21 protein-coding genes are annotated in these 17,693 nt (G+C 46.6%); 4 read left to right on the forward strand and 17 right to left on the reverse strand.

Annotation, left to right across the window (positions count from 1 at the left end; translation table 11 throughout):
• Together QUA02_RS27235 and QUA02_RS27240 are read left to right on the forward strand one after the other, a co-directional pair.
• A partial coding sequence (locus QUA02_RS27235; protein ID WP_333032442.1) for an ATP-binding protein occupies positions 1 to 219 on the forward strand: 219 nt, incomplete at its 5' end.
• Positions 220 to 233: 14 nt separating this feature from the next.
• Complete coding sequence (locus QUA02_RS27240; RefSeq protein ID WP_333032443.1) at positions 234 to 584, forward strand: hypothetical protein; 351 nt, start codon at positions 234 to 236, stop codon at positions 582 to 584.
• On the opposite strand, the gene QUA02_RS27245 is transcribed toward QUA02_RS27240, so the two are convergent.
• The 14 genes from QUA02_RS27245 to QUA02_RS27310 all read right to left on the reverse strand — a co-directional run bounded on the left by QUA02_RS27245 (position 549) and on the right by QUA02_RS27310 (position 10,740).
• Positions 549 to 1,304 carry a class I SAM-dependent methyltransferase gene (locus tag QUA02_RS27245; protein WP_333032445.1) on the reverse strand — a complete coding sequence of 252 codons (756 nt, stop codon included), beginning with the start codon at positions 1,302 to 1,304 and terminating at the stop codon, positions 549 to 551. The two genes, QUA02_RS27240 and QUA02_RS27245, sit on opposite strands and share 36 nt — an antisense overlap.
• A gap of 419 nt (positions 1,305 to 1,723) precedes the next feature.
• On the reverse strand, positions 1,724 to 2,107 hold the full coding sequence (locus QUA02_RS27250) for a type II toxin-antitoxin system VapC family toxin (RefSeq protein WP_333032447.1): 384 nt from the start codon (positions 2,105 to 2,107) through the stop codon (positions 1,724 to 1,726).
• Positions 2,104 to 2,340, reverse strand: a complete 237-nt coding sequence (locus QUA02_RS27255; protein ID WP_333032448.1) for a type II toxin-antitoxin system Phd/YefM family antitoxin — start codon at positions 2,338 to 2,340, stop codon at positions 2,104 to 2,106. Before QUA02_RS27255 ends, QUA02_RS27250 begins: the two co-directional genes overlap by 4 nt.
• 171 nt (positions 2,341 to 2,511) lie before the next feature.
• Complete coding sequence (locus QUA02_RS27260; protein ID WP_333032450.1) at positions 2,512 to 2,835, reverse strand: clan AA aspartic protease; 324 nt, start codon at positions 2,833 to 2,835, stop codon at positions 2,512 to 2,514.
• Positions 2,836 to 2,874: 39 nt separating this feature from the next.
• A complete protein-coding gene (locus tag QUA02_RS27265; protein WP_172190858.1) occupies positions 2,875 to 3,147 on the reverse strand; it encodes a hypothetical protein in 273 nt (90 codons plus the stop codon).
• 126 nt (positions 3,148 to 3,273) lie between these two features.
• Positions 3,274 to 3,498: a type II toxin-antitoxin system HicA family toxin gene (locus tag QUA02_RS27270; RefSeq protein ID WP_333032452.1), complete on the reverse strand. Its 225-nt coding sequence runs from the start codon at positions 3,496 to 3,498 to the stop codon at positions 3,274 to 3,276.
• Positions 3,499 to 3,501: 3 nt separating this feature from the next.
• Positions 3,502 to 3,711: a type II toxin-antitoxin system HicB family antitoxin gene (locus tag QUA02_RS27275; protein WP_333032453.1), complete on the reverse strand. Its 210-nt coding sequence runs from the start codon at positions 3,709 to 3,711 to the stop codon at positions 3,502 to 3,504.
• Positions 3,712 to 3,832: 121 nt separating this feature from the next.
• Positions 3,833 to 4,024 (reverse strand): type II toxin-antitoxin system HicB family antitoxin, encoded by a 192-nt coding sequence (locus tag QUA02_RS27280; protein WP_333032455.1) that lies wholly within the window; start codon positions 4,022 to 4,024, stop codon positions 3,833 to 3,835.
• A 56-nt stretch (positions 4,025 to 4,080) separates the two neighbouring features.
• Positions 4,081 to 4,224 (reverse strand): hypothetical protein, encoded by a 144-nt coding sequence (locus tag QUA02_RS27285; RefSeq protein WP_333032458.1) that lies wholly within the window; start codon positions 4,222 to 4,224, stop codon positions 4,081 to 4,083.
• 182 nt (positions 4,225 to 4,406) lie between these two features.
• Entirely contained in the window at positions 4,407 to 4,988 is a 582-nt protein-coding gene (locus QUA02_RS27290) for a DUF6000 family protein (RefSeq protein ID WP_333032461.1), read from the reverse strand.
• 164 nt (positions 4,989 to 5,152) lie between these two features.
• Positions 5,153 to 6,739: a photosynthetic/respiratory NAD(P)H-quinone oxidoreductase subunit D1 gene (ndhD1, locus tag QUA02_RS27295; protein WP_445305213.1), complete on the reverse strand. Its 1,587-nt coding sequence runs from the start codon at positions 6,737 to 6,739 to the stop codon at positions 5,153 to 5,155.
• A 510-nt stretch (positions 6,740 to 7,249) separates the two neighbouring features.
• Positions 7,250 to 9,295 (reverse strand): NAD(P)H-quinone oxidoreductase subunit 5, encoded by a 2,046-nt coding sequence (locus tag QUA02_RS27300; protein WP_333032489.1) that lies wholly within the window; start codon positions 9,293 to 9,295, stop codon positions 7,250 to 7,252.
• 309 nt (positions 9,296 to 9,604) lie between these two features.
• The gene (locus tag QUA02_RS27305; RefSeq protein ID WP_333032462.1) at positions 9,605 to 9,982 is read right to left on the reverse strand and encodes a thioredoxin family protein; all 378 of its coding nucleotides are present in this window, start codon (positions 9,980 to 9,982) and stop codon (positions 9,605 to 9,607) included.
• 44 nt (positions 9,983 to 10,026) lie between these two features.
• Positions 10,027 to 10,740 (reverse strand): NnrU family protein, encoded by a 714-nt coding sequence (locus QUA02_RS27310; protein WP_333032464.1) that lies wholly within the window; start codon positions 10,738 to 10,740, stop codon positions 10,027 to 10,029.
• 257 nt (positions 10,741 to 10,997) lie between these two features.
• On the opposite strand from QUA02_RS27310, the gene QUA02_RS27315 reads away from it, so the two are divergent.
• Together QUA02_RS27315 and QUA02_RS27320 are read left to right on the forward strand one after the other, a co-directional pair.
• A complete protein-coding gene (locus tag QUA02_RS27315; protein WP_333032466.1) occupies positions 10,998 to 12,002 on the forward strand; it encodes a LysR family transcriptional regulator in 1,005 nt (334 codons plus the stop codon).
• A 307-nt stretch (positions 12,003 to 12,309) separates the two neighbouring features.
• Positions 12,310 to 13,770: a protein kinase domain-containing protein gene (locus QUA02_RS27320; protein ID WP_333032469.1), complete on the forward strand. Its 1,461-nt coding sequence runs from the start codon at positions 12,310 to 12,312 to the stop codon at positions 13,768 to 13,770.
• Positions 13,771 to 13,935: 165 nt separating this feature from the next.
• On the opposite strand, the gene QUA02_RS27325 is transcribed toward QUA02_RS27320, so the two are convergent.
• From QUA02_RS27325 to QUA02_RS27335, 3 genes are all read right to left on the reverse strand, one after another.
• A complete protein-coding gene (locus QUA02_RS27325) occupies positions 13,936 to 14,712 on the reverse strand; it encodes an ABC transporter permease (protein WP_333032471.1) in 777 nt (258 codons plus the stop codon).
• Between the two features lie 248 nt (positions 14,713 to 14,960).
• Positions 14,961 to 15,680, reverse strand: a complete 720-nt coding sequence (locus QUA02_RS27330; protein WP_333032472.1) for an HAD-IA family hydrolase — start codon at positions 15,678 to 15,680, stop codon at positions 14,961 to 14,963.
• Positions 15,681 to 15,736: 56 nt separating this feature from the next.
• The gene (locus tag QUA02_RS27335) at positions 15,737 to 17,656 is read right to left on the reverse strand and encodes a S9 family peptidase (protein WP_333032473.1); all 1,920 of its coding nucleotides are present in this window, start codon (positions 17,654 to 17,656) and stop codon (positions 15,737 to 15,739) included.
• Positions 17,657 to 17,693 lie beyond the last annotated feature (37 nt).

The following is a 17,693-nucleotide window of genomic DNA, read 5'->3' on the forward strand; positions in this document are numbered from 1 at the left end:
GACTCAGTGAAGCAGCGCATTTTTGACCCCTTTTTCACTACCAAACCGATCGGTAAAGGTACGGGTTTGGGGATGTCGATTAGTTATCAAATCATTACTGAAAAACATTGCGGTAAAATCAAGTGTTTTTCTACACCTGAAGCGGGCACTGAGTTTGTGATTCACATCCCGATTCGGCAACAGAGAATTTCAGGATTCCCGATCGCTGCTGAATCTTAACAACTTCGGGTTCAGTGCAGCCCTCAAACAATCTGAGGCGGTACAATAATCGATCGGGGTGTCAATTACCGCCAACTGCTCGATCTGAAGCCCTAAGAATCAAAGATAGCGCGATCGCCCTTGACAAATATCGCGCTCTTGGCAGAACAATAACGCTAGAAATTAAGAGAGCGATCCTCTTCGAGGGCTTCGCTAACGCAATACCGAATAGAAGAGCGATCGCTCTACTGGTAATTTTGAAGTATTCGGTATTGGTATTGCGATCGCTCTTCGGCGCGACTCGGTTCTGCGGCTTCCAGAAAACTTTGCAACGTCACACTTGGTTTTTGTCAGTCCACTTCAGGAGATTTTTCAGCGGCTGTTGATAAATTCACTTCCAGCGAGGGTGGTGTTCGCCTAGCATACCAGGCATGAATCAGAAGGGTCTGTAAGAACAATACAGGTGTATCAAAGCCGCTGGATGCAATTATTGATTCGACTTCAAGTGGCGGTAGCACAGCAGTATTTCGACCATAAGAAGCACGAAACTTTTCTATCTCCTCAGCAGGCACTTCGGAATACCTCAGCATTCGCAGCCAAACCTCGGAAAGGCTTTGGTACGCTGAAGTAGACATATCGGAAGCTATATCGGCACTGACCAAATATCCGTTAGGGCAAAGTCGTGAAGCAATTTGACTAAAAAAGTTGCGCCGCTCATCTTGTTGCATAAAGAAGTGAGAAACCAGAAGGCAAGTCGCCGCATCGAAAGAGTGCGATGCGGGCAGTGAATCGAGATAACCTTCGTGAAAAGTGCAACGTGAGGCAATACCGCACTCTTCGGCGCGTTGGCGACAGATGTCAAGCATCGGTGCCGCAGGCTCTACCGCAGTAAACTGCCACTGTGGAAACACTTGAGCCAGATAAATCAATTCCAAGCCGGTTCCCGCACCGACACAGAGAATCCGTGCATCGGTAGGAAGTTCGGAAAGTACCAGGCGGATCAGTAAATGAAGTGCGTCGCGCATCGGAGCCAATTTAGCGAATCTTTTGTCGTAGGAAGAAGCGCGTTCTCGATCGAAAACAATAGATGACTCTTGATTTTGCATTCTGGAAAGCGAATAAGCTTGCAATCTGTATTTTAATAGCTATCTGCTAAGGATTTTAGGGCATCGCTTCAAAACTTACTGGGTTCGGGCAAAACAAAAGTAATAAGAATCCTAAAAGCTCGATCGCCAAAAAAATACATAAAACCCCAAAATCTCGATTATTAAACGGGTTTTGGGTTTTTTTTCCTTGCCTCCGGTTCAAATTGCAACTTGCGAGGGTGCGATCGCCCTTGACAAAAATCGTACTTTAGGCATAACAATAAGGATAGAAATTAAGAGAGCGATCCTCTTCGAGGGCTTCGCTAACGTACCGAATTGAAGAGCGATCGACCTACTGGTAATTTTGAAGTATTGGGTATTGGGTATGGCAATCGCGAATGGCGCCATGAAGTTGTGCGACGGCAAATAAGCGTGAACTGCTAGATAACGCTGACCGAGTAGGCACGAATTACCCCATCAACTGTTGCAATAGTCAGACCATTCTCTAAAGCTTGACAGATAAGCATTCTGTCAAATGGATCGCGATGTAATGGTGGCAGTTTAGCCAGTTGAGCTACGCTACTTTCATCAAGAGAAAGACTGACAATTTGATGAAGAGCGCGCTGTTTGGGTAAATATGTTTCGGGATGCTCCGGCAGAGGTAACTTACCCAACTGGTACTTGACAATTGCTTCCCAGACTGAAACTGCACTCAAATAGACCTCATTATCTGGATCGCGAATTGCATCTCGAACATCTGTTGATAACTGCGCGTCACCACTGATGAACCATAAAAAGATGTGCGTATCTAGCAGAATCTTCATTTACCTTCAAATGCACTGAGGATATCTTCCGGCAAAGGAGCGTCGAAATCATCTGGAACGGTAAACTCGCCTGCACACAAACCGAATGGTCGTAATTGCTTGCTGCTAGAAATAGGTCTGAGTTCGGCGATCGGCTTATCTGCTTGCAGGATAACAAAAGTTGCACCTGCCTCCACTTGACGCAGATACTTTGAAGGATCGCGCTGGATTTCATCAACTGTCACGTTCAACATAAAAATGCCTCAGTATAAAGCTCCATGGAGAATACTCCGCCTCACTCAATTGTAGATGATGGAGCGTATGCTCCCAGTTAGGATAAGTCTTGAATCATAATTAGTGTATTAAAGAGCGATCGACCAAAGGGTAATTTTGAAGTATTGGGTATTGCGATCGAGTGTTGGAAACTACAACTCATCAATCGTCACTAATCCCCCCTCAATGAACTGAATCACAAGTTCTTGCTCGTCCAGCAAAGCAGTTCCAATCAGAGGCCTTCGCCCTGTAGCAAATACACGAACTTCTCGTTCTTCCCCGTCCCAAAGGATGATTGCTTCGTGAACTGCTACTAGGACTTCACTGTTATCTGCTAAGTTTACAGGGAGATCGTACAGGAACGGCAACCCCAGTAAGGTAACTGCCTCCGGTGGCAAACATAGGTAGTCAGTGAAGCCCGTATCTATGACAAACTCGATCGGGAAAGTAGAGCCGCTTGGGAGGAGAAACGTCAACAAGGGCGATCGCGTGCCGATCGGTCACAATACCACAAATCACTTGTTGACACGCTCCATTACACCACCCAACGAAGCAGCCACATTGTAACCAATACGAATGCCAAAAAGTCGAGCATACGGATGCTTTGCCATCAGACTACGTGCGGCTTTTAGCCCAGTTTTATCAACTTCGTAGTCGCCTGTTTCTATATCAATGATGACCATCTTGCCAATATTCTCTTCTAATTCAATTTTTTGGCGGATGGTGCTCTCATACAAATGTTTCGCACGACGAGCGACTTCTTCACGACTCAAAAGGATTGTTTGCATACATTCCCTCTTTTTTATAACTTTTGATCCTATTATGGATATGATAGCTCACTATCTGCCCATTCTGATAAATGCCTTCGATGGTTTTTAGCATGAGTTGCAGTTTGGTTAGTATTCCCTTATATTTTACCAAGACTGTAAAAACTCTTCCACGGTCAATTCAATGTCACCTGCAATCTGTCGTAGCAATCTCGGAGAAATATCGCGACCTTTATGAAATGGAACAGTCGTTCCTCGACCATCTTCATGACGAAACTGCTTGTGCGAACCCTTCTGACGAACCTCGACAAACCCAAGATTTTGTAAGATGCGAACAATCTCTTGGGGCTTCAAAACAGGAATATTGCTCATAACCTACGCAACTACAATTTGCTGAGTACCAACAAACTCTGCATTGAAAGCTAGATTCTCATCTTCCAACAGCATCTCGATCACTTCACGCAGGTTCGCTTGTAGTTCGTCTAAAGTTTCTCCTTGAGAATGGGCTCCAGGGAAACCGGGAACATAGCCTACATACAAAGCAGTTTCATGGTCTTTCTCAACAACCGCAGTGAACGTTCTCATAAAGTTAAACTCAAACAGCTTAATTTTTAAGCAAAATCTAACACCTTTAATTATAGCATATTTGTCTCGCGAAAAAGAACAATTAAGACTAATTTGCAGAGTGCTTTACCAGAAACAGATTTCAGAGAGATAACTCAATTAACTGTTTATCGGGCGCAAGTTCATTTTGCTGACTGGCGACTTCAAGCCAACCCTGAACAGCATCTTCTAGCATCTCTAACAACTGTTCATAACTCTCTCCCCAGGTGTGACAACCTGGAACTGAGCCACACCATACGCCATCTTCTTGCCAGATAATCGCCTTAATCTTCATGAGCAATCTCTCATAGCTATAATATCCGATCGATATGGATATGATAGCTCACTACTTCACGATGTTTCTGGATCGAGTTCTTGGGTTTTACCTGCGTGATACTCAGCCATTGCGGAGGCTGCAAGTTTGGCAAGAACATCGGGAGAACGGGAAAATGCTCGATCGCATCTTAGATCGTCTTGAAGTTCTTCCAAAATCATTGAGGCGATCCTCTTCTGCAAGCTTCGCTAACGCATCTTGCTCACTTGCAGACAAGGTTTTCAACGCGCGCGATCGCACGCTCAAGTAACTCAGTCATAGTTAGCACACTTTTACAATCAAAATGGCATCTTATTTATTATCGCTTCTTTCAGGCAAATCGATATGTAGGAAGCCGAGCTATCTACGCCGCAAATTCTGGGAAATACTTGTTTACAAAGTCCATAACCTTTTGAAAGTGGAGAATGCCTTCCTCTGCGCTTAATGTCCCGTATTCTTGATCTCGATATCCAAGTTTCCAATTATCGGGGTTTTCTAGATAAACCTGTGCATAATCTGTTCCATGCCTGCTATCTAACCACCGTAAGGCTCCAATAGCCCATAATTGATCGTACTCTCGATCGCCAACGGGTAAGTAGGTGTCTAAATACGATCGCAAAACTCTTACCGACTCAGCACCGTCCAAACGAGCTAATGCAAAACAATGAAATTGTCCTGCATAAGAAGTTTGACTTGGCATCAGCAAAGTTTCAATTTTCTTGAGATGTTGGGAAAAGCGCCCAATTCCACAAAGCCAACTTGCAGTCATTGTATGCCTCCAACAACCGTTATACATCTGGATCAGTTCTTTGTTAGTTACTTCATCTAGAGCAACTCTTGTCGAGTTCACAAACGCATCTACATCTTTGCCAATCTCTAAAAAGTTACCACGTAAAACCTTGAGATAAAGTGGCTTGACATAATGCTCTCGAATATAGTCTGTCATTCTCTTTGAGTATCAAATTGTTAAGACTAAACATCTCAAAGATAACATCATCGCAAATTGATGCAAAACTCTAATAGACAAGCTTCAGCCCAAAACAAAATAGAAAACCCCCAAACCCGTTTTTAAATTGGGTTTGGGGGTTTGATTCCTACATCCAGTTCAAATCACAACTTGCTCGGCTCGATCGCCGGAGCACGCAGAGACACAGTTTTATCCGCAGCAGCCTTAGCAACCAACGAAGGTACAGAATCGCGCAACTTTGCAGTCAACTGTACAGTAGTCGCATCATAAACCTGAGTCAGCATCTTCGGATACAAACCAATGCCAATAATCGGCACTAACAGCGCCGCAATAATAAACACTTCTCGCGGTTCCGCATCCACCAATTCTTCGTGCTCCGACAATTCCTTATTTTCAGGCCCGTAGAAGATTTCACGCAGCATCGACAGGAGATAAATAGGAGTCAAAATCACCCCGACAGCGGCTAGAAATACCACGCAAACCTTAAACACTGGATTGTAAGCATCGCTCGTTGCAAAACCCACAAATACCATTAATTCTGCTACAAAACCGCTCATTCCCGGCAAAGCCAAAGAAGCCATAGAACAAGCAGTCCACATGGCGAAAACCTTACGCATTTTCTGTCCTACACCGCCCATTTCATCGAGCATGAGCGTGTGAGTGCGATCGTACGTGCAACCCACCATAAAGAACAAACTCGCCCCGATTAAACCGTGGGAAACCATTTGCAGCATTGCACCGCTGGTTCCCAAATCGGTAAACGAAGCTATCCCGATTAACACAAAGCCCATGTGGGAAATCGAAGAATAAGCAATTTTCCGCTTCAAATTGCGCTGAGCAAAAGAAGTTAAGGCGGCGTAAACAATATTTACCACACCCAAAATTACTAAAATCGGTGCGAAGGTAGCGTGAGCATCTGGGAGCATTCCCGCATTCATCCGCAGCAAAGCGTAGCCTCCCATTTTTAGCAGAATTCCTGCTAGCAACATATGGGCGGGTGCGGTTGCTTCGCCGTGAGCGTCAGGGAGCCAAGTGTGCAGCGGAAAAATTGGCAGTTTGACGCCGTAAGCTATTAAGAAACCTGTATACAGGATCAATTCTACATTGGGGGCGTAATCTTTAGCTGCGATCGCCCGCATATCGAAAGTCACCGTATCCCCGTAAAACGCCATCGTCAGCCCGCCCAGCAAAATAAACAGCGAACCGCCTGCGGTGTATAGGATAAACTTAGTTGCTGCGTAGAGGCGCTTCTTGCCGCCCCAGATTGACAAAATCAGGTAAATCGGGACTAATTCCAGTTCCCAAACCAGGAAAAACAGCAACATATCCTGCACGGCAAAAACTGCGATTTGGCCGCCGTACATTGTCAACATCAAAAAGTAAAATAGCTTCGGTTTAAATGTGACCGGCCAAGCAGCTAAAGTAGCCAGAGTAGTAATAAAACCAGTCAGCAAAATCAGCGGCATCGATAAACCGTCAGCACCCACCGACCAATTCAAATCGAGTTGCTGCACCCAAGAGTAACTTTCTACCAGTTGCAAATCAGGATTGCTGAAGTCGTACTGAGTGTAAAAAGCGTAAACAAGCAGAGCAAAATCGATCAAACCGACAATCAAAGCATACCACCGCACCGTCTTGCCGTCCTTATCGGGAATCAAAGGAATCAGCAAAGCCGCAGCAATAGGAAACAGGATTGTTGTGGTTAACCAGGGAAAGTTAGCTGTATCCATTGCGTTTTAAAATGATCCATCAGTTATTAGGTTTAAACACATTTTGGCACTTTTAGCCTAAATTTTATACTTTCTTTATACGGAACAATTTTTTTTGCTATTATTTGGACCAATTATGCGATCGCAAAAGTTGAGTTTAATCAAAGATTTATTTCTATTGGCTAATTGTCAATTGTGAGTTATTAAGCTAATACCGTTGTTAAAATATCTTCTGGTGGGAAACGGCAATGCCCATTGGTGTCAACTTAAGCCGATCATCTGCAATTCCGCCAGTCCGCCAGGGGTTGAAACCCCTGGCTAATAGCGAAAGTCCTCTCAAGAGGACTAATAGATATCTCCAAAAAAGCCAGTATTGAACAGGCAAGATGCCTGTTCCACAATAAGAGGTTTAAGGAGTTCTTCAGTCCTCTTAAGAGGACTTTAGCTTTGAGACAGGGAATTCATTCCCTGTCGGACTATCGGTTTTACCTGTTTGTTGACACTAATGGACAATGCCGTGTCCCTACCGATTTAACTGACTCCCGAAACGATCGCAAAACCCAGAACTGCGACAAACACAATCAGGGCATAAAATTGAGCGCGACCGTTCTCAATGTATTTCAATCCTTCGCCTGTTACCAGGGCGAGAAAACCTGTCAAATTAACCACACCATCGACGACTCGCAAATCCACTTCCATGACTTGCCGCGCTAAACGGCGGCTGCCTTTGACGAAGAGAAATTCGTTGATGTCATCGAGATACCACTTGTTGAGGGAGAACTCGTAAAGCGGTTTGATCTTTTGGGCGATCGCCCCTGCATCAATTTTACGGCTCAAATACATCAGAGAAGCCAAAGTAATGCCCAGCAAAGCAATACCTACAGAGCTTCCGCCCATGATTAGAAATTCCGTCAAATCGAACTCGGCAGCGTGTTCCAATACTTCTTCGAGAGACTCCCCTGGCGCGCGAACAAACTGCTCGAAATAATTGGCAAACGGCGTACCGAGAAAACCGATAAACACAGAAGGTACTGCCAACAACACTAACGGCAAAGCCATTGTCAGAGGAGATTCGTGAGGCAAATGGTCGTGTTCGTCGTGACTTTCGCCAGTTGACGCCAATTCCTTAACATTCATCGCTCCCGGGCCAAAAACAACCCCGGGTTGCAGCAGTTGCCGCTTGATGGCGCTGTCATTTCCCCGGAATTCGCCCTCAAAGGTGCTGAAATACATTCGGAACATATAAAACGCGGTCATCCCGGCCGTCAGCCAGCTAACAGCCCACAAAGCGGGATTTGCTGCGAAGGCGCTGGCGAGGATTTCGTCTTTTGACCAAAAACCAGCAAACGGCGGAATTCCGCAGATTGCTAAATTGCCGATCAAAAAGCAACTTGCTGTAATCGGCATATATTTCCGCAAGCCGCCCATGACTCGCATATCTTGAGCGAGTGCGGGGTTGTGGCCTACAACTGCTTCCATCCCGTGAATCACTGAACCCGAACACAGGAACAGCATTGCTTTGAAATAAGCGTGAGTCATCAAGTGGAAAAGTCCGGCACTGTAAGCGCCGATGCCCATTGCCATCACCATGTAGCCGAGCTGGGAGATGGTGGAGTAGGCTAAGCCTTTTTTGATGTCATTTTGGGTAATCGCGATCGAAGCACCCATAAATGCCGTAAAACAGCCCGTGCAGGCGATCAAATTCATGACTGCCGGCAGCCCTTCAAATACCGGGTACATCCGAGCGATCAGGAATACGCCGGCGGCTACCATTGTCGCGGCGTGGATTAAGGCCGAAATCGGTGTCGGGCCTTCCATTGCGTCTGGTAGCCAGACGTGGAGGGGGAATTGAGCGGATTTGGCGGCTGGCCCCAAAAATATGAGGACGCCGAAGATTGTCGCCAGAGTAGCGCTGAGGGCGCCGGATTCGACTAAGGAGTGCAGGCGTTCGCCCATCACGTCAAATTCAAAGCTGCCGGTGGCCCAGTAAATGCCGAGGATGCCCAGCAGCAGCCCGAAGTCGCCGACGCGGTTGGTGACAAAGGCTTTTTGGCAAGCGTCAGCAGCGGGTTTGCGATCGTACCAAAAGCCGACTAGCAGGTACGAACACATACCTACCAGTTCCCAAAAAATGTAAATCTGAACGATGTTCGGGCTGATTACCAGACCCAACATCGACGCGCTGAAGATGCTCAGGTAGGCGTAAAAGCGCACGTACCCGTCATCGTGCGCCATGTAGCCGTCGGTGTAAATCATCACCAAAAAGGCGACCGTGGTTACGATCGCCAGCATCACCGCCGTCAGGGGGTCAATGATATAGCCCATATTCAGCGAGAAGTCGCCAGCAGAAGCCCACTGAATAGTGCGGGTGTAGGGTGCGTGGCCCTGTAGTTGACTCCACAGCAATGCGAAAGAGAGTACCATTGACCCTCCGAGTGCGGAGACGATTAATATCGCATTCGCTTGTCGGAGTTTGTTGGTTGCCTGGTTAAAGGTGATTAAGCCTAGACCTACTAGCATTGCGCCTGCCAGCGGCAGGACTGGAATCAGCCAAGCGTATTGATAAAGCAGTTCCATGACTGATAGGTAGTTTAAAGTTTCTACTAGATATTGCCAAAACTGTAAACAATTGTGACACAAGCCTGCGCGAGTGGGCAAAAATACTCGCTCCAATACTTAAGAATTGCCGATCGACAATGCTTGAGATTTGTTTTCGTATTTTCCCGATCGATCTACTTCGCCTTAAATCTAGACCAAAAGATAGATTAAAAAATCTCGCAGTCCTGTGAGTCTAGGACTGCGAGATTTATTTGGGTGTCGGGCGGCCGAGCGACAAATGGGGAATTCTGAATGCCTTCTACATAAAAGCCGAATGCCGTGGAAGCGTTACCTGTTGGCTATTTCCTGAAGTTGCAGCCGTTGAGATGGGGAAGCTACGTGAGCCGCGAGCATCCAGGAATCCAGAGTCCGCCGCAGTTCCTCCCGCCCTGGGTAGTCTTCAAATCTAAATCGAACTTTATCGCCCTCAAACAAAATCAGCGTGGGCAGACTTGTCAGCCGGTAAGTGTTGGCCAACTTGAAACATCGATCGGCATTCACCCCTACCAGCTTGACTTTTCCTGCCCACTGTGACTCAAAAGTCTTAAGCGTGGGGTCGATCGCGCGGCACAAACCGCACCAAGGAGCCGAAAAGTGAACTAAAACGGGGGTAGAGGCTTGAAACACCTCTTGTGCAAAAGTGCGTTCGCTAACCGACAACACCATGATCCCTCAAAATTTAATAATTTTTTTCTATCCTAGGGATCATGCTACCAGTATATGTTCCCAGTGACACGCATCAAAAAAGGATGAATTTTCCACAGCAGGCCCGTAAAAATGACTACACCTACATAGGAAGGGCGCAGAAACTCAAGCAAGTCAAAGGTTTGACGCTTTTGTAGGATTGCCAAAAATGGAATTATTGAGGTTCGAGATTTGAGGGTTTCAAAGGATTCGCCAAAACGAGCCTGAAGTCGCCTGTCGCCGTGCCACACTCCGAACAGGTGGTGAAGTACCAAACCGATGGAAGTGACGAGGGTAAAGCTAGTGCCGATCCACAGGGTGTGGGCCACGCACCAAATCACCTGTCCCACCATTTGCGGGTGACGGGTGATGCGAATGATGCCGGCTTCGTAGAGGTGAACTTGGGGCTTTTGGACTGCGGCAATTTCTAGGAGGTTGAATGTTGCTGGGTACAGAAACAGAAAAGAAATTGCCGAAAGTATCCAAACTGCGGGTTTAACTCCGGGTAATCCCTGTACTTGCCAAAGCTGTACGCCGTCGTAGCGGTGGTTGAAAAAGTAGACAATCAGAATGACGGCCAGCGGCAAACTGACAAGGGCAAACAAAACGCGGTAAAGTCTCGGTCCGATCAGCTTTTCACCTTTTGGCCGGAGGGCTGCTAAACCGCTGTGGGCGATCGCAAAAACCAGTAAAAGTCCCAAAATAACTAAGTGGGAGTTGAGCACCAAGTCGATCGTCATTGTAAATATTAAGAAAAGTTATTGATTCGCGGCCAATTTGTGTCACAAAGTATCTATGGGAGCATTCAGCGGTTATCAGTCAGTTAACTGTTCACTGTTCGCTGTTGACTGTTGACTGTTCGCTGTTCGCTGTTGACTGTTCGCTGTTGACTGTTCGCTGTTTGCTGTTCGCTGTTTGCTGTTCGCTGCCTACAGTCAACCGTCAACCGTCAACTGACAACTGACAACTGACAACTGACAACTGACAATTTAGATATATGTCTGACCTTCCTTTCACTTTAGACCAGTTACGCATTCTCAAGGCGATCGCTTCTGAAGGCAGCTTCAAACGCGCCGCCGACAGCCTCTACGTATCCCAGCCAGCAGTTAGCTTGCAGGTGCAAAACTTAGAGAGACAGTTAGACGTGCCGCTGTTCGATCGGGGGGGGCGCAGGGCTCAACTCACCGAAGCCGGACACCTGCTGCTGAGTTACGGCGAGAAAATTTTATCGCTTTGCCAGGAAACTTGTCGAGCTCTGGAAGACTTGCAAAATCTCCAAGGCGGTACTTTGATTGTGGGGGCTTCTCAAACTACGGGGACGTATCTTTTGCCTCGGATGATCGGGATGTTTCGGCAAAAGTACCCGGATGTAGCGGTACAGCTTCACGTTCACTCGACTCGCCGCACGGCGTGGAGTGTGGCCAACGGACAAATCGATTTAGCAATTGTTGGCGGAGAAATTCCTACCGAACTTGTAGAAGCTTTAGAAATTGTTCCTTACGCTGAGGACGAACTGGCTCTGATTCTCCCTCCATCTCACCCGATGGTACAACAAGAAAGTATCCAAAAAGAAGACCTTTACAAATTGCAGTTTATATCCCTTGATTCGCAGTCTACTATCCGCAAAGTAATCGATCAGGTACTGACTCGCTGCGGCATTGACACGCGCCGCTTGAAAATTGAGATGGAGCTAAATTCGATCGAAGCAATTAAAAATGCCGTTCAGTCGGGGCTGGGAGCTGCTTTTGTGTCGGTTTCGGCGATCGAAAAAGAGTTGCTTATGGGCGTTTTACACAAATCTCAAATGGACGAAGTTTTAGTAACTCGGATTTTGTCGCTGATTTACAACCCCAACCGCTACCGTTCTAAAGCAGCAGAGGCTTTCAGCAATGAAATTTTGCCAACATTTGCTACTTATTCCACCATCCAGGAGAAGAAAGAACTCCCGGCGATCGATTTGGGACTCATAGAAATAGTAACTCCAAATTCGGCGGGAAGTTAATTTCTCAGGTCGCTGGTAGTTAGCAGTTTGCAGTTAGTTGAGAGATTAAAATCTGGTTTGATAATCCCTGGTAAAATTAGCAAATTGGGAATCGGGAATCGCGAATCGCGCATCGAGAATCGGTAATTGGCTTTTTTGATGCCAAAACCTACTAATACCAAAACTAGATAAAAAGGGTAAAATAAACTGGGATTGGTATAAAAGAAAAGTTTAACCGCGCAGAATTAGGAATTAAACCATTACCAATTCCCCATTCCCCATTCTCCATTCCCCATTCCAAATTAGCAATTCCCAATAGCAAACCAAAATGGAAGTTTATTGCACCCGCCCGGGCTGCCCGCGCCCTCAAAACTATTTTTCCGATCTAGATGACAGTTCGATGCTGAAAACGGTGCAGCAAAAGTTTTGCACTACTTGCGGGATGCCCCTGATTTTGAGCGGCCGCTATTTGCCCGTGAGGTTGTTGGGTCAAGGCGGTTTTGGGGCGGCGTTTTTGGCAAGAGACCGCTATACTCCGGCGATGCGGCAGTGCGTTGCTAAACTTTTGCAGCCGTCGGTAAGTCTGACTCCGGCACAGCTAAAAATCGCTCAAACTCTTTTTGAACGGGAAGCGGCGGTGCTGGAAGAACTGGGAAACGAACATTCGCAAATTCCGAGTTTGCTGGCGTTTTTTGAGGTGACTGTTCCGAGTTTGCAGGCGGGGAAAAACGATCAGTTTTTCTATTTGGTTCAAGAATTTATTGACGGTCACAATTTGGAGGATGAACTGGCTGTTAAAGGCAGGTTTTCGGAGGCGGAAACGGTGGAGGTGCTGCGGCAAATTTTGAAGGTTCTCGATTTTGTGCACTCTCGCGGTTCGATTCACCGGGATATTAAACCTGCTAATATTATGCGGGGTAAAAACGGTCGGCTTTATTTATTAGATTTTGGGGCTGTTAAACAAGTAACACAAAGTGTTGGGAGTGCAAAAGCTTCGACTGGTATTTATTCTTTGGGTTACGCTCCGCCAGAACAGATGAGCGGGCAAGAAGTTTATCCGGCAACGGATTTTTATGCTCTGGCTGTGACTTGCATTACTTTGCTCAGCGGTTTGCAGCCGACGGAGTTGTTTGATAGTTATCGAAATGAGTGGAATTGGCATTCTCGGGTGCAGGTAAGCTCGCGTTTGGCTCAAGTTCTCGATCGAATGTTATTGCCGGCTCCGAGTCAGCGCTTTCAATCTGCAGCGGAGGTGGAAGAGGCTCTGAAGTATAATTCTCAACAGCCTACTATCGTCGTGACGCCCCCGACAGTACCGACTCCGACTCCCCTACCGACTCAGCAGCCACCACCGACTCAGCAGCCTCCTGTGCCTGTTCCTGCGACTCCTCCGGGAAATCTGCAATCTTCGCGGAGAAGGGCTTTTTCGATTTGGGAGGTTTTGGGAGGGGCTGCGTTTACGGGTTTTGAGGGGGGGTTGCTGGCGATCGCCCTGACGAGTTTACCGTTTTCTCCGAGTGTTGGTATCGGATTGTTGGGTACGATCGTGGGGGGTTTGATTTATGCTCAGTACCGCAGGGCGATCGAACAGACTGAGATGTTGATTATTGGCGCAGGTACTCTCGCTTTGCTGTGGTTTTTCCCGGCTTTGCAGACGGCGGCAGTTACGCTTTATCCGAATTCTCCGATCGCGGGCGTGTTGTTTGCGGGATGGTTGGGTGCTTTGGGGGCGATCGCTGCAACAGCTATTTTTCGCTTGATTTATAAGTTACTTTCTAATATTTTTTAAGCTGATAGTTAATGACTAATAATCACATTTTTGAACTCAGAACCGGTATTACAGCGTATTCCAGGTTTGTGAAGTGTAGGGACACGGCACTGCCGTGTCCTGACTGTGGGTAATATTAATTCCGATGCTACCGGAGTTGATATGACCGATGACTAATGACTTCCTTCAGTCTTGCTGGGTAGAAAACTGGCGGGCGCCGATTAAAGAAAAGGCGATCGCAGCTACTAACAAAACAGGTATGCTGTACCAAGGAAACTTTGCCATATCGTAAGCAGCGGCTCTCAATCCAATGCTGGCATAAGTCAGCGGCAACAGATAAACTATTCCTTTCAGGGCTACGGGTAGCGAGGCTGGGTCGAAAAATGTCGCTCCTAAAAATGACATGGGAGTTATCAGAAAATTGTTATACAATCCGACAGATTCCAGAGATTTTACGGTTAACCCAACTATCACTCCCAGGCCCGCAAACACAGCGGAGTTGAGAATTATCACTAACAAAAATAGTGGGTTCAGAAAGACGAGCTTTTGAGTAAACAAAACTGCTACTAAAATTACCGAAACAGAAGTCAGCATTCCCCGCAATATTCCTGCTAGCATTTTGCCCGCGTGCAAAGCGATCGGGTGTACTGGCAGCAACAGCAATTCCTCAAATGTTTTAGTAAAAAGGCGTTCGCCGCAAATCGAAAATACTGTGCCGGTAAAACTTACTGTCATCGATGAAAGTGCTACCATTCCCGGCAGCATAAATTCTAGATAATTGCCGCCAATTGCAGGTTTAGGCAAGGAACTTCCCAACCCAAAACCAAAAGCTAGAATGTAAATTACTGGGGATACTAAACCAGCGGCGGCAACTGGCAGGATTCGGACTCGCAAATCTAACCATTCTCCCCAAAACACGGTGATTGTGTCTGTTAATATAGTTGTCAGCGATGTTTTTTTCATGATTTGGTACTACTGTCTCCCTATAGCAGTAAAGCTATTGATGTATTAAATCTTGTACGTTAGTTAATAACGGTAAGGTGCGCAGCGCGCACCCTACAGATACAGCAGATTTGCAGGTTTATGAAGTACACCCGCCTATCGTGAGCTTCCCCGTAGGGACACGGCACTGCCGTGTCCCTACACTTCACAAACCTGGAATACGCTGTAATTGATGTATTAAATTGTGTACGTTAGTTAAAATTGTAAAGTTAAAATGCCAAATAATCAAGGCTGCTGCACTGTTCTATTTTCGTTTCAGTTAAAGGCAATTTGCCTGCTTCTACTTTTTTCTGTTCTCGGTTCAACCAAATTGCTTTTAAACCAGCAGTTTTAGCACCGCAATAATCTGCCTTGAAACTATCGCCGATATGCAAAACATTCTCGGCAATGCAGTTGTGCTTTTGCAAAGCAGCGGTGAAAATTTGAGACTGGGGTTTTGCTGCACCAACTTCGGTGGAAATTGTCACTGATGTGAAATATTCAGCTAAATTGAGTGCTTTTAATACTGGATAAAGTCGGGAATCGAAATTCGAGACTACGGCTAATTCAATTCCTTGTTGCTGCCACTTATTTAATGCTGGGAATACGTCGGGATAGACGAACCAAGGTTCGGCGGTGGCAAAATGAGCGTAGAGTTCGGCAAAGAAATTAGGAAAGTCGGAAAATTGGTGATAAACGCCTGCTATTTGGAAGGCTTTAGCGGAAACTGTTTGCCACCATTCCAATTCTAACTGGGGAATTTTTGCTAATTCTATCCCTGGAAATGCCATCGGACTTGCTGAGGCAAAACTTTGGAAAAATGCTGCATTTAACTCTTGACTATTAACTGTTACTCCAAAACTATTGGCTAATTGTCGGTAAACTTCGCCAACGCTACCGCGAACGTCAAATAGTGTACCGGCGGCATCTAGAAAAATTACTTCGGTCATTTGTTATGAGTCATTAATTATTCGTCTGTCAACAGTCAACAGTCAACAGTCAACAGTCAACAGTTGTTAGTTGTTGGCGGATTTACTACACCGGAATGATTGGCAATATTGCCCGCAGGTTCAAATCGACCGCCTAAATATTTGGCGAGGAATTCTTCGGCGATCGCATAAAAGTGCAGGCGATTTTCCGGGCGCGCAAATCCGTGTCCTTCGTCTGTATAAAGCACGTATTCTACAGGTTTGCCGGCTTGCTTCATGGCATTGACAATTTGCTCGCTTTCTGCTTCTTTGACTCGCGGGTCGTTGGCACCTTGGGCGATTAGCAAAGGTTTCTCGATGCGATCGACAAAAGATAAAGGCGAGATCGATTTCAAAAACTCTGGTTCTGTTTCCAAATTGCCCACGCGGTGATACAGACTTGCTTTTCTCGGTTCCCAGTAAGGGGGAATAGTTTGCAGCAGCGTAATCAAATTGCTTGGCCCGACAATATCGACGGCGCAGGCAAAAACATCGGGACTAAAAGTCAATCCGACTAAGGCAGCATAACCACCGTAAGAACCGCCCATAATCGCAATTTTATCCTGTTGGGCAATTCCTGTTTCTACCAGCCAATTAATCCCATCTAGCAAGTCGTCGTGCATCTTAGCCGCCCATTCGCGATTGCCGGCATTGAGAAAGGCTTTGCCGTAGCCGGTGGAACCGCGAAAATTGATTTGCAAAACGGCGTAACCTCGGTTTGCTAACCATTGGGCTTGTGGATTGTAACCCCAGGTATCGCGTGCCCAGGGGCCACCGTGAACCAGCAAGACTGTCGGTACGGGTGTGGCGACACCAACCGGTTTTGTCAGGTAGCCGTGAATGGTTAAACCATCTCTTGCGGTGTAAGAAATGGGTTCCATTGATGATAGCGGTAGCCCTTCGAGTTTGGGTTGATTGCTGAACAGAAAGGTGAAAGTGTTGGAAGTGCGATCGTACACATAGTAGTAAACTGGGCCGTCGTCTGTCCTGTAAGTAATTAGCCAAGTAGTGTCGGCGAGGTTGCGGCTGGTGAGGTCGAATTCGCCGGGACGGAATTTGCCGATCGCCTCAAAATCCTCTGCTATGCTTTGGTCTAAAATCTGCCACTCTTGCTTGTCCTTGTAGAAGGAAACCGCCTGAATCTCTCGCTTGGTGGGGTGTCCGACAATGTTGCCGACATCGTATTCTGGGTCAGAGGCGAGATCGGTTTCTTGTTTCGTTTCCAAGTCGAATGCGATCAAACGTTCGGCGTTAGCATCATGATTGCCGATGATGTAAAGAATTTTGCCGTTTTCTGAGAACATGACGGCACTGCCTTCGTCATCCGGCCCCCAATGTCGAAGGATTTCCCAAGATTTGTCCGCAGTTTCCCGAAACACCAATTCTGAGCCGCCGTCGGCAGTTGTGGCTGCGGCCGCCCGCACTTGAAATTGGGCGTCAGCAGTCCAACCGACGATGTTACCTGGGTTTTCGGTGTCAAATTCAACGGCACCATTTTTGAGGTTGATGCGGTAAACGTCGTGTTTGCTGCGATCGCGGATGTTCATTCCCACTAATATTTCATTGGGGAAGTTGCGGTCAAAGGCGATCGGCTGAGCTTGAACGCCTTGAAATGGTGTCAAGTCGCGAACCTGATTTGAGTGGATATTTACTGAGAATAAATGCCAGTTTTCATCACCCTCGGCATCTTGGAGGTAAATTAACTCTTCGCCGCTGTAAGTCCAGAAAAAGATGCGGATGCCTCGTTTTTTATCTGCTGTCAGTTGGCGATCGTCTGCTTGACCGACGGTACGCAATTGCACTTGCAAGACGTTGTTTTCGTCGGGTGCAATGTAGGCGAGATACTTGCCGTCGGGTGAAAGTTGGGGGCTGGTTTTTTCGGGGTTTCCGAACAGAATTTCCCGCTCGATTAGCGGTGGAAGTTCGGTTTTTGGCTGTTTAATTGTTTTATTTTGCATTTTTTATTGTACCTAAGATTTTCTATAGGAACGGGCA

This window comes from Microcoleus pseudofavosus SVA1_A4, from assembly GCF_036700565.1.
Taxonomy (GTDB): domain Bacteria; phylum Cyanobacteriota; class Cyanobacteriia; order Cyanobacteriales; family Microcoleaceae; genus Microcoleus.

Excerpts from the sequence above, each read along its gene's own strand:
- ndhD1 (WP_445305213.1), bottom strand. The coding sequence starts at position 6,739 with ATGGATACAGCTAACTTTCCCTGGTTAACCACAACAATCCTGTTTCCT.
- QUA02_RS27255 (WP_333032448.1), bottom strand. The coding sequence starts at position 2,340 with ATGTTGAACGTGACAGTTGATGAAATCCAGCGCGATCCTTCAAAGTAT.
- QUA02_RS27325 (WP_333032471.1), bottom strand. The coding sequence starts at position 14,712 with ATGAAAAAAACATCGCTGACAACTATATTAACAGACACAATCACCGTG.
- QUA02_RS27305 (WP_333032462.1), bottom strand. The coding sequence starts at position 9,982 with ATGGTGTTGTCGGTTAGCGAACGCACTTTTGCACAAGAGGTGTTTCAA.
- QUA02_RS27290 (WP_333032461.1), bottom strand. The coding sequence starts at position 4,988 with ATGACAGACTATATTCGAGAGCATTATGTCAAGCCACTTTATCTCAAG.
- QUA02_RS27245 (WP_333032445.1), bottom strand. The coding sequence starts at position 1,304 with ATGCAAAATCAAGAGTCATCTATTGTTTTCGATCGAGAACGCGCTTCT.
- QUA02_RS27300 (WP_333032489.1), bottom strand. The coding sequence starts at position 9,295 with ATGGAACTGCTTTATCAATACGCTTGGCTGATTCCAGTCCTGCCGCTG.
- QUA02_RS27275 (WP_333032453.1), bottom strand. The coding sequence starts at position 3,711 with ATGAGAACGTTCACTGCGGTTGTTGAGAAAGACCATGAAACTGCTTTG.
- QUA02_RS27265 (WP_172190858.1), bottom strand. The coding sequence starts at position 3,147 with ATGCAAACAATCCTTTTGAGTCGTGAAGAAGTCGCTCGTCGTGCGAAA.
- QUA02_RS27310 (WP_333032464.1), bottom strand. The coding sequence starts at position 10,740 with ATGACGATCGACTTGGTGCTCAACTCCCACTTAGTTATTTTGGGACTT.
- QUA02_RS27315 (WP_333032466.1), top strand. The coding sequence starts at position 10,998 with ATGTCTGACCTTCCTTTCACTTTAGACCAGTTACGCATTCTCAAGGCG.
- QUA02_RS27330 (WP_333032472.1), bottom strand. The coding sequence starts at position 15,680 with ATGACCGAAGTAATTTTTCTAGATGCCGCCGGTACACTATTTGACGTT.
- QUA02_RS27320 (WP_333032469.1), top strand. The coding sequence starts at position 12,310 with ATGGAAGTTTATTGCACCCGCCCGGGCTGCCCGCGCCCTCAAAACTAT.
- QUA02_RS27285 (WP_333032458.1), bottom strand. The coding sequence starts at position 4,224 with ATGATTTTGGAAGAACTTCAAGACGATCTAAGATGCGATCGAGCATTT.
- QUA02_RS27250 (WP_333032447.1), bottom strand. The coding sequence starts at position 2,107 with ATGAAGATTCTGCTAGATACGCACATCTTTTTATGGTTCATCAGTGGT.
- QUA02_RS27335 (WP_333032473.1), bottom strand. The coding sequence starts at position 17,656 with ATGCAAAATAAAACAATTAAACAGCCAAAAACCGAACTTCCACCGCTA.
- QUA02_RS27270 (WP_333032452.1), bottom strand. The coding sequence starts at position 3,498 with ATGAGCAATATTCCTGTTTTGAAGCCCCAAGAGATTGTTCGCATCTTA.
- QUA02_RS27280 (WP_333032455.1), bottom strand. The coding sequence starts at position 4,024 with ATGAAGATTAAGGCGATTATCTGGCAAGAAGATGGCGTATGGTGTGGC.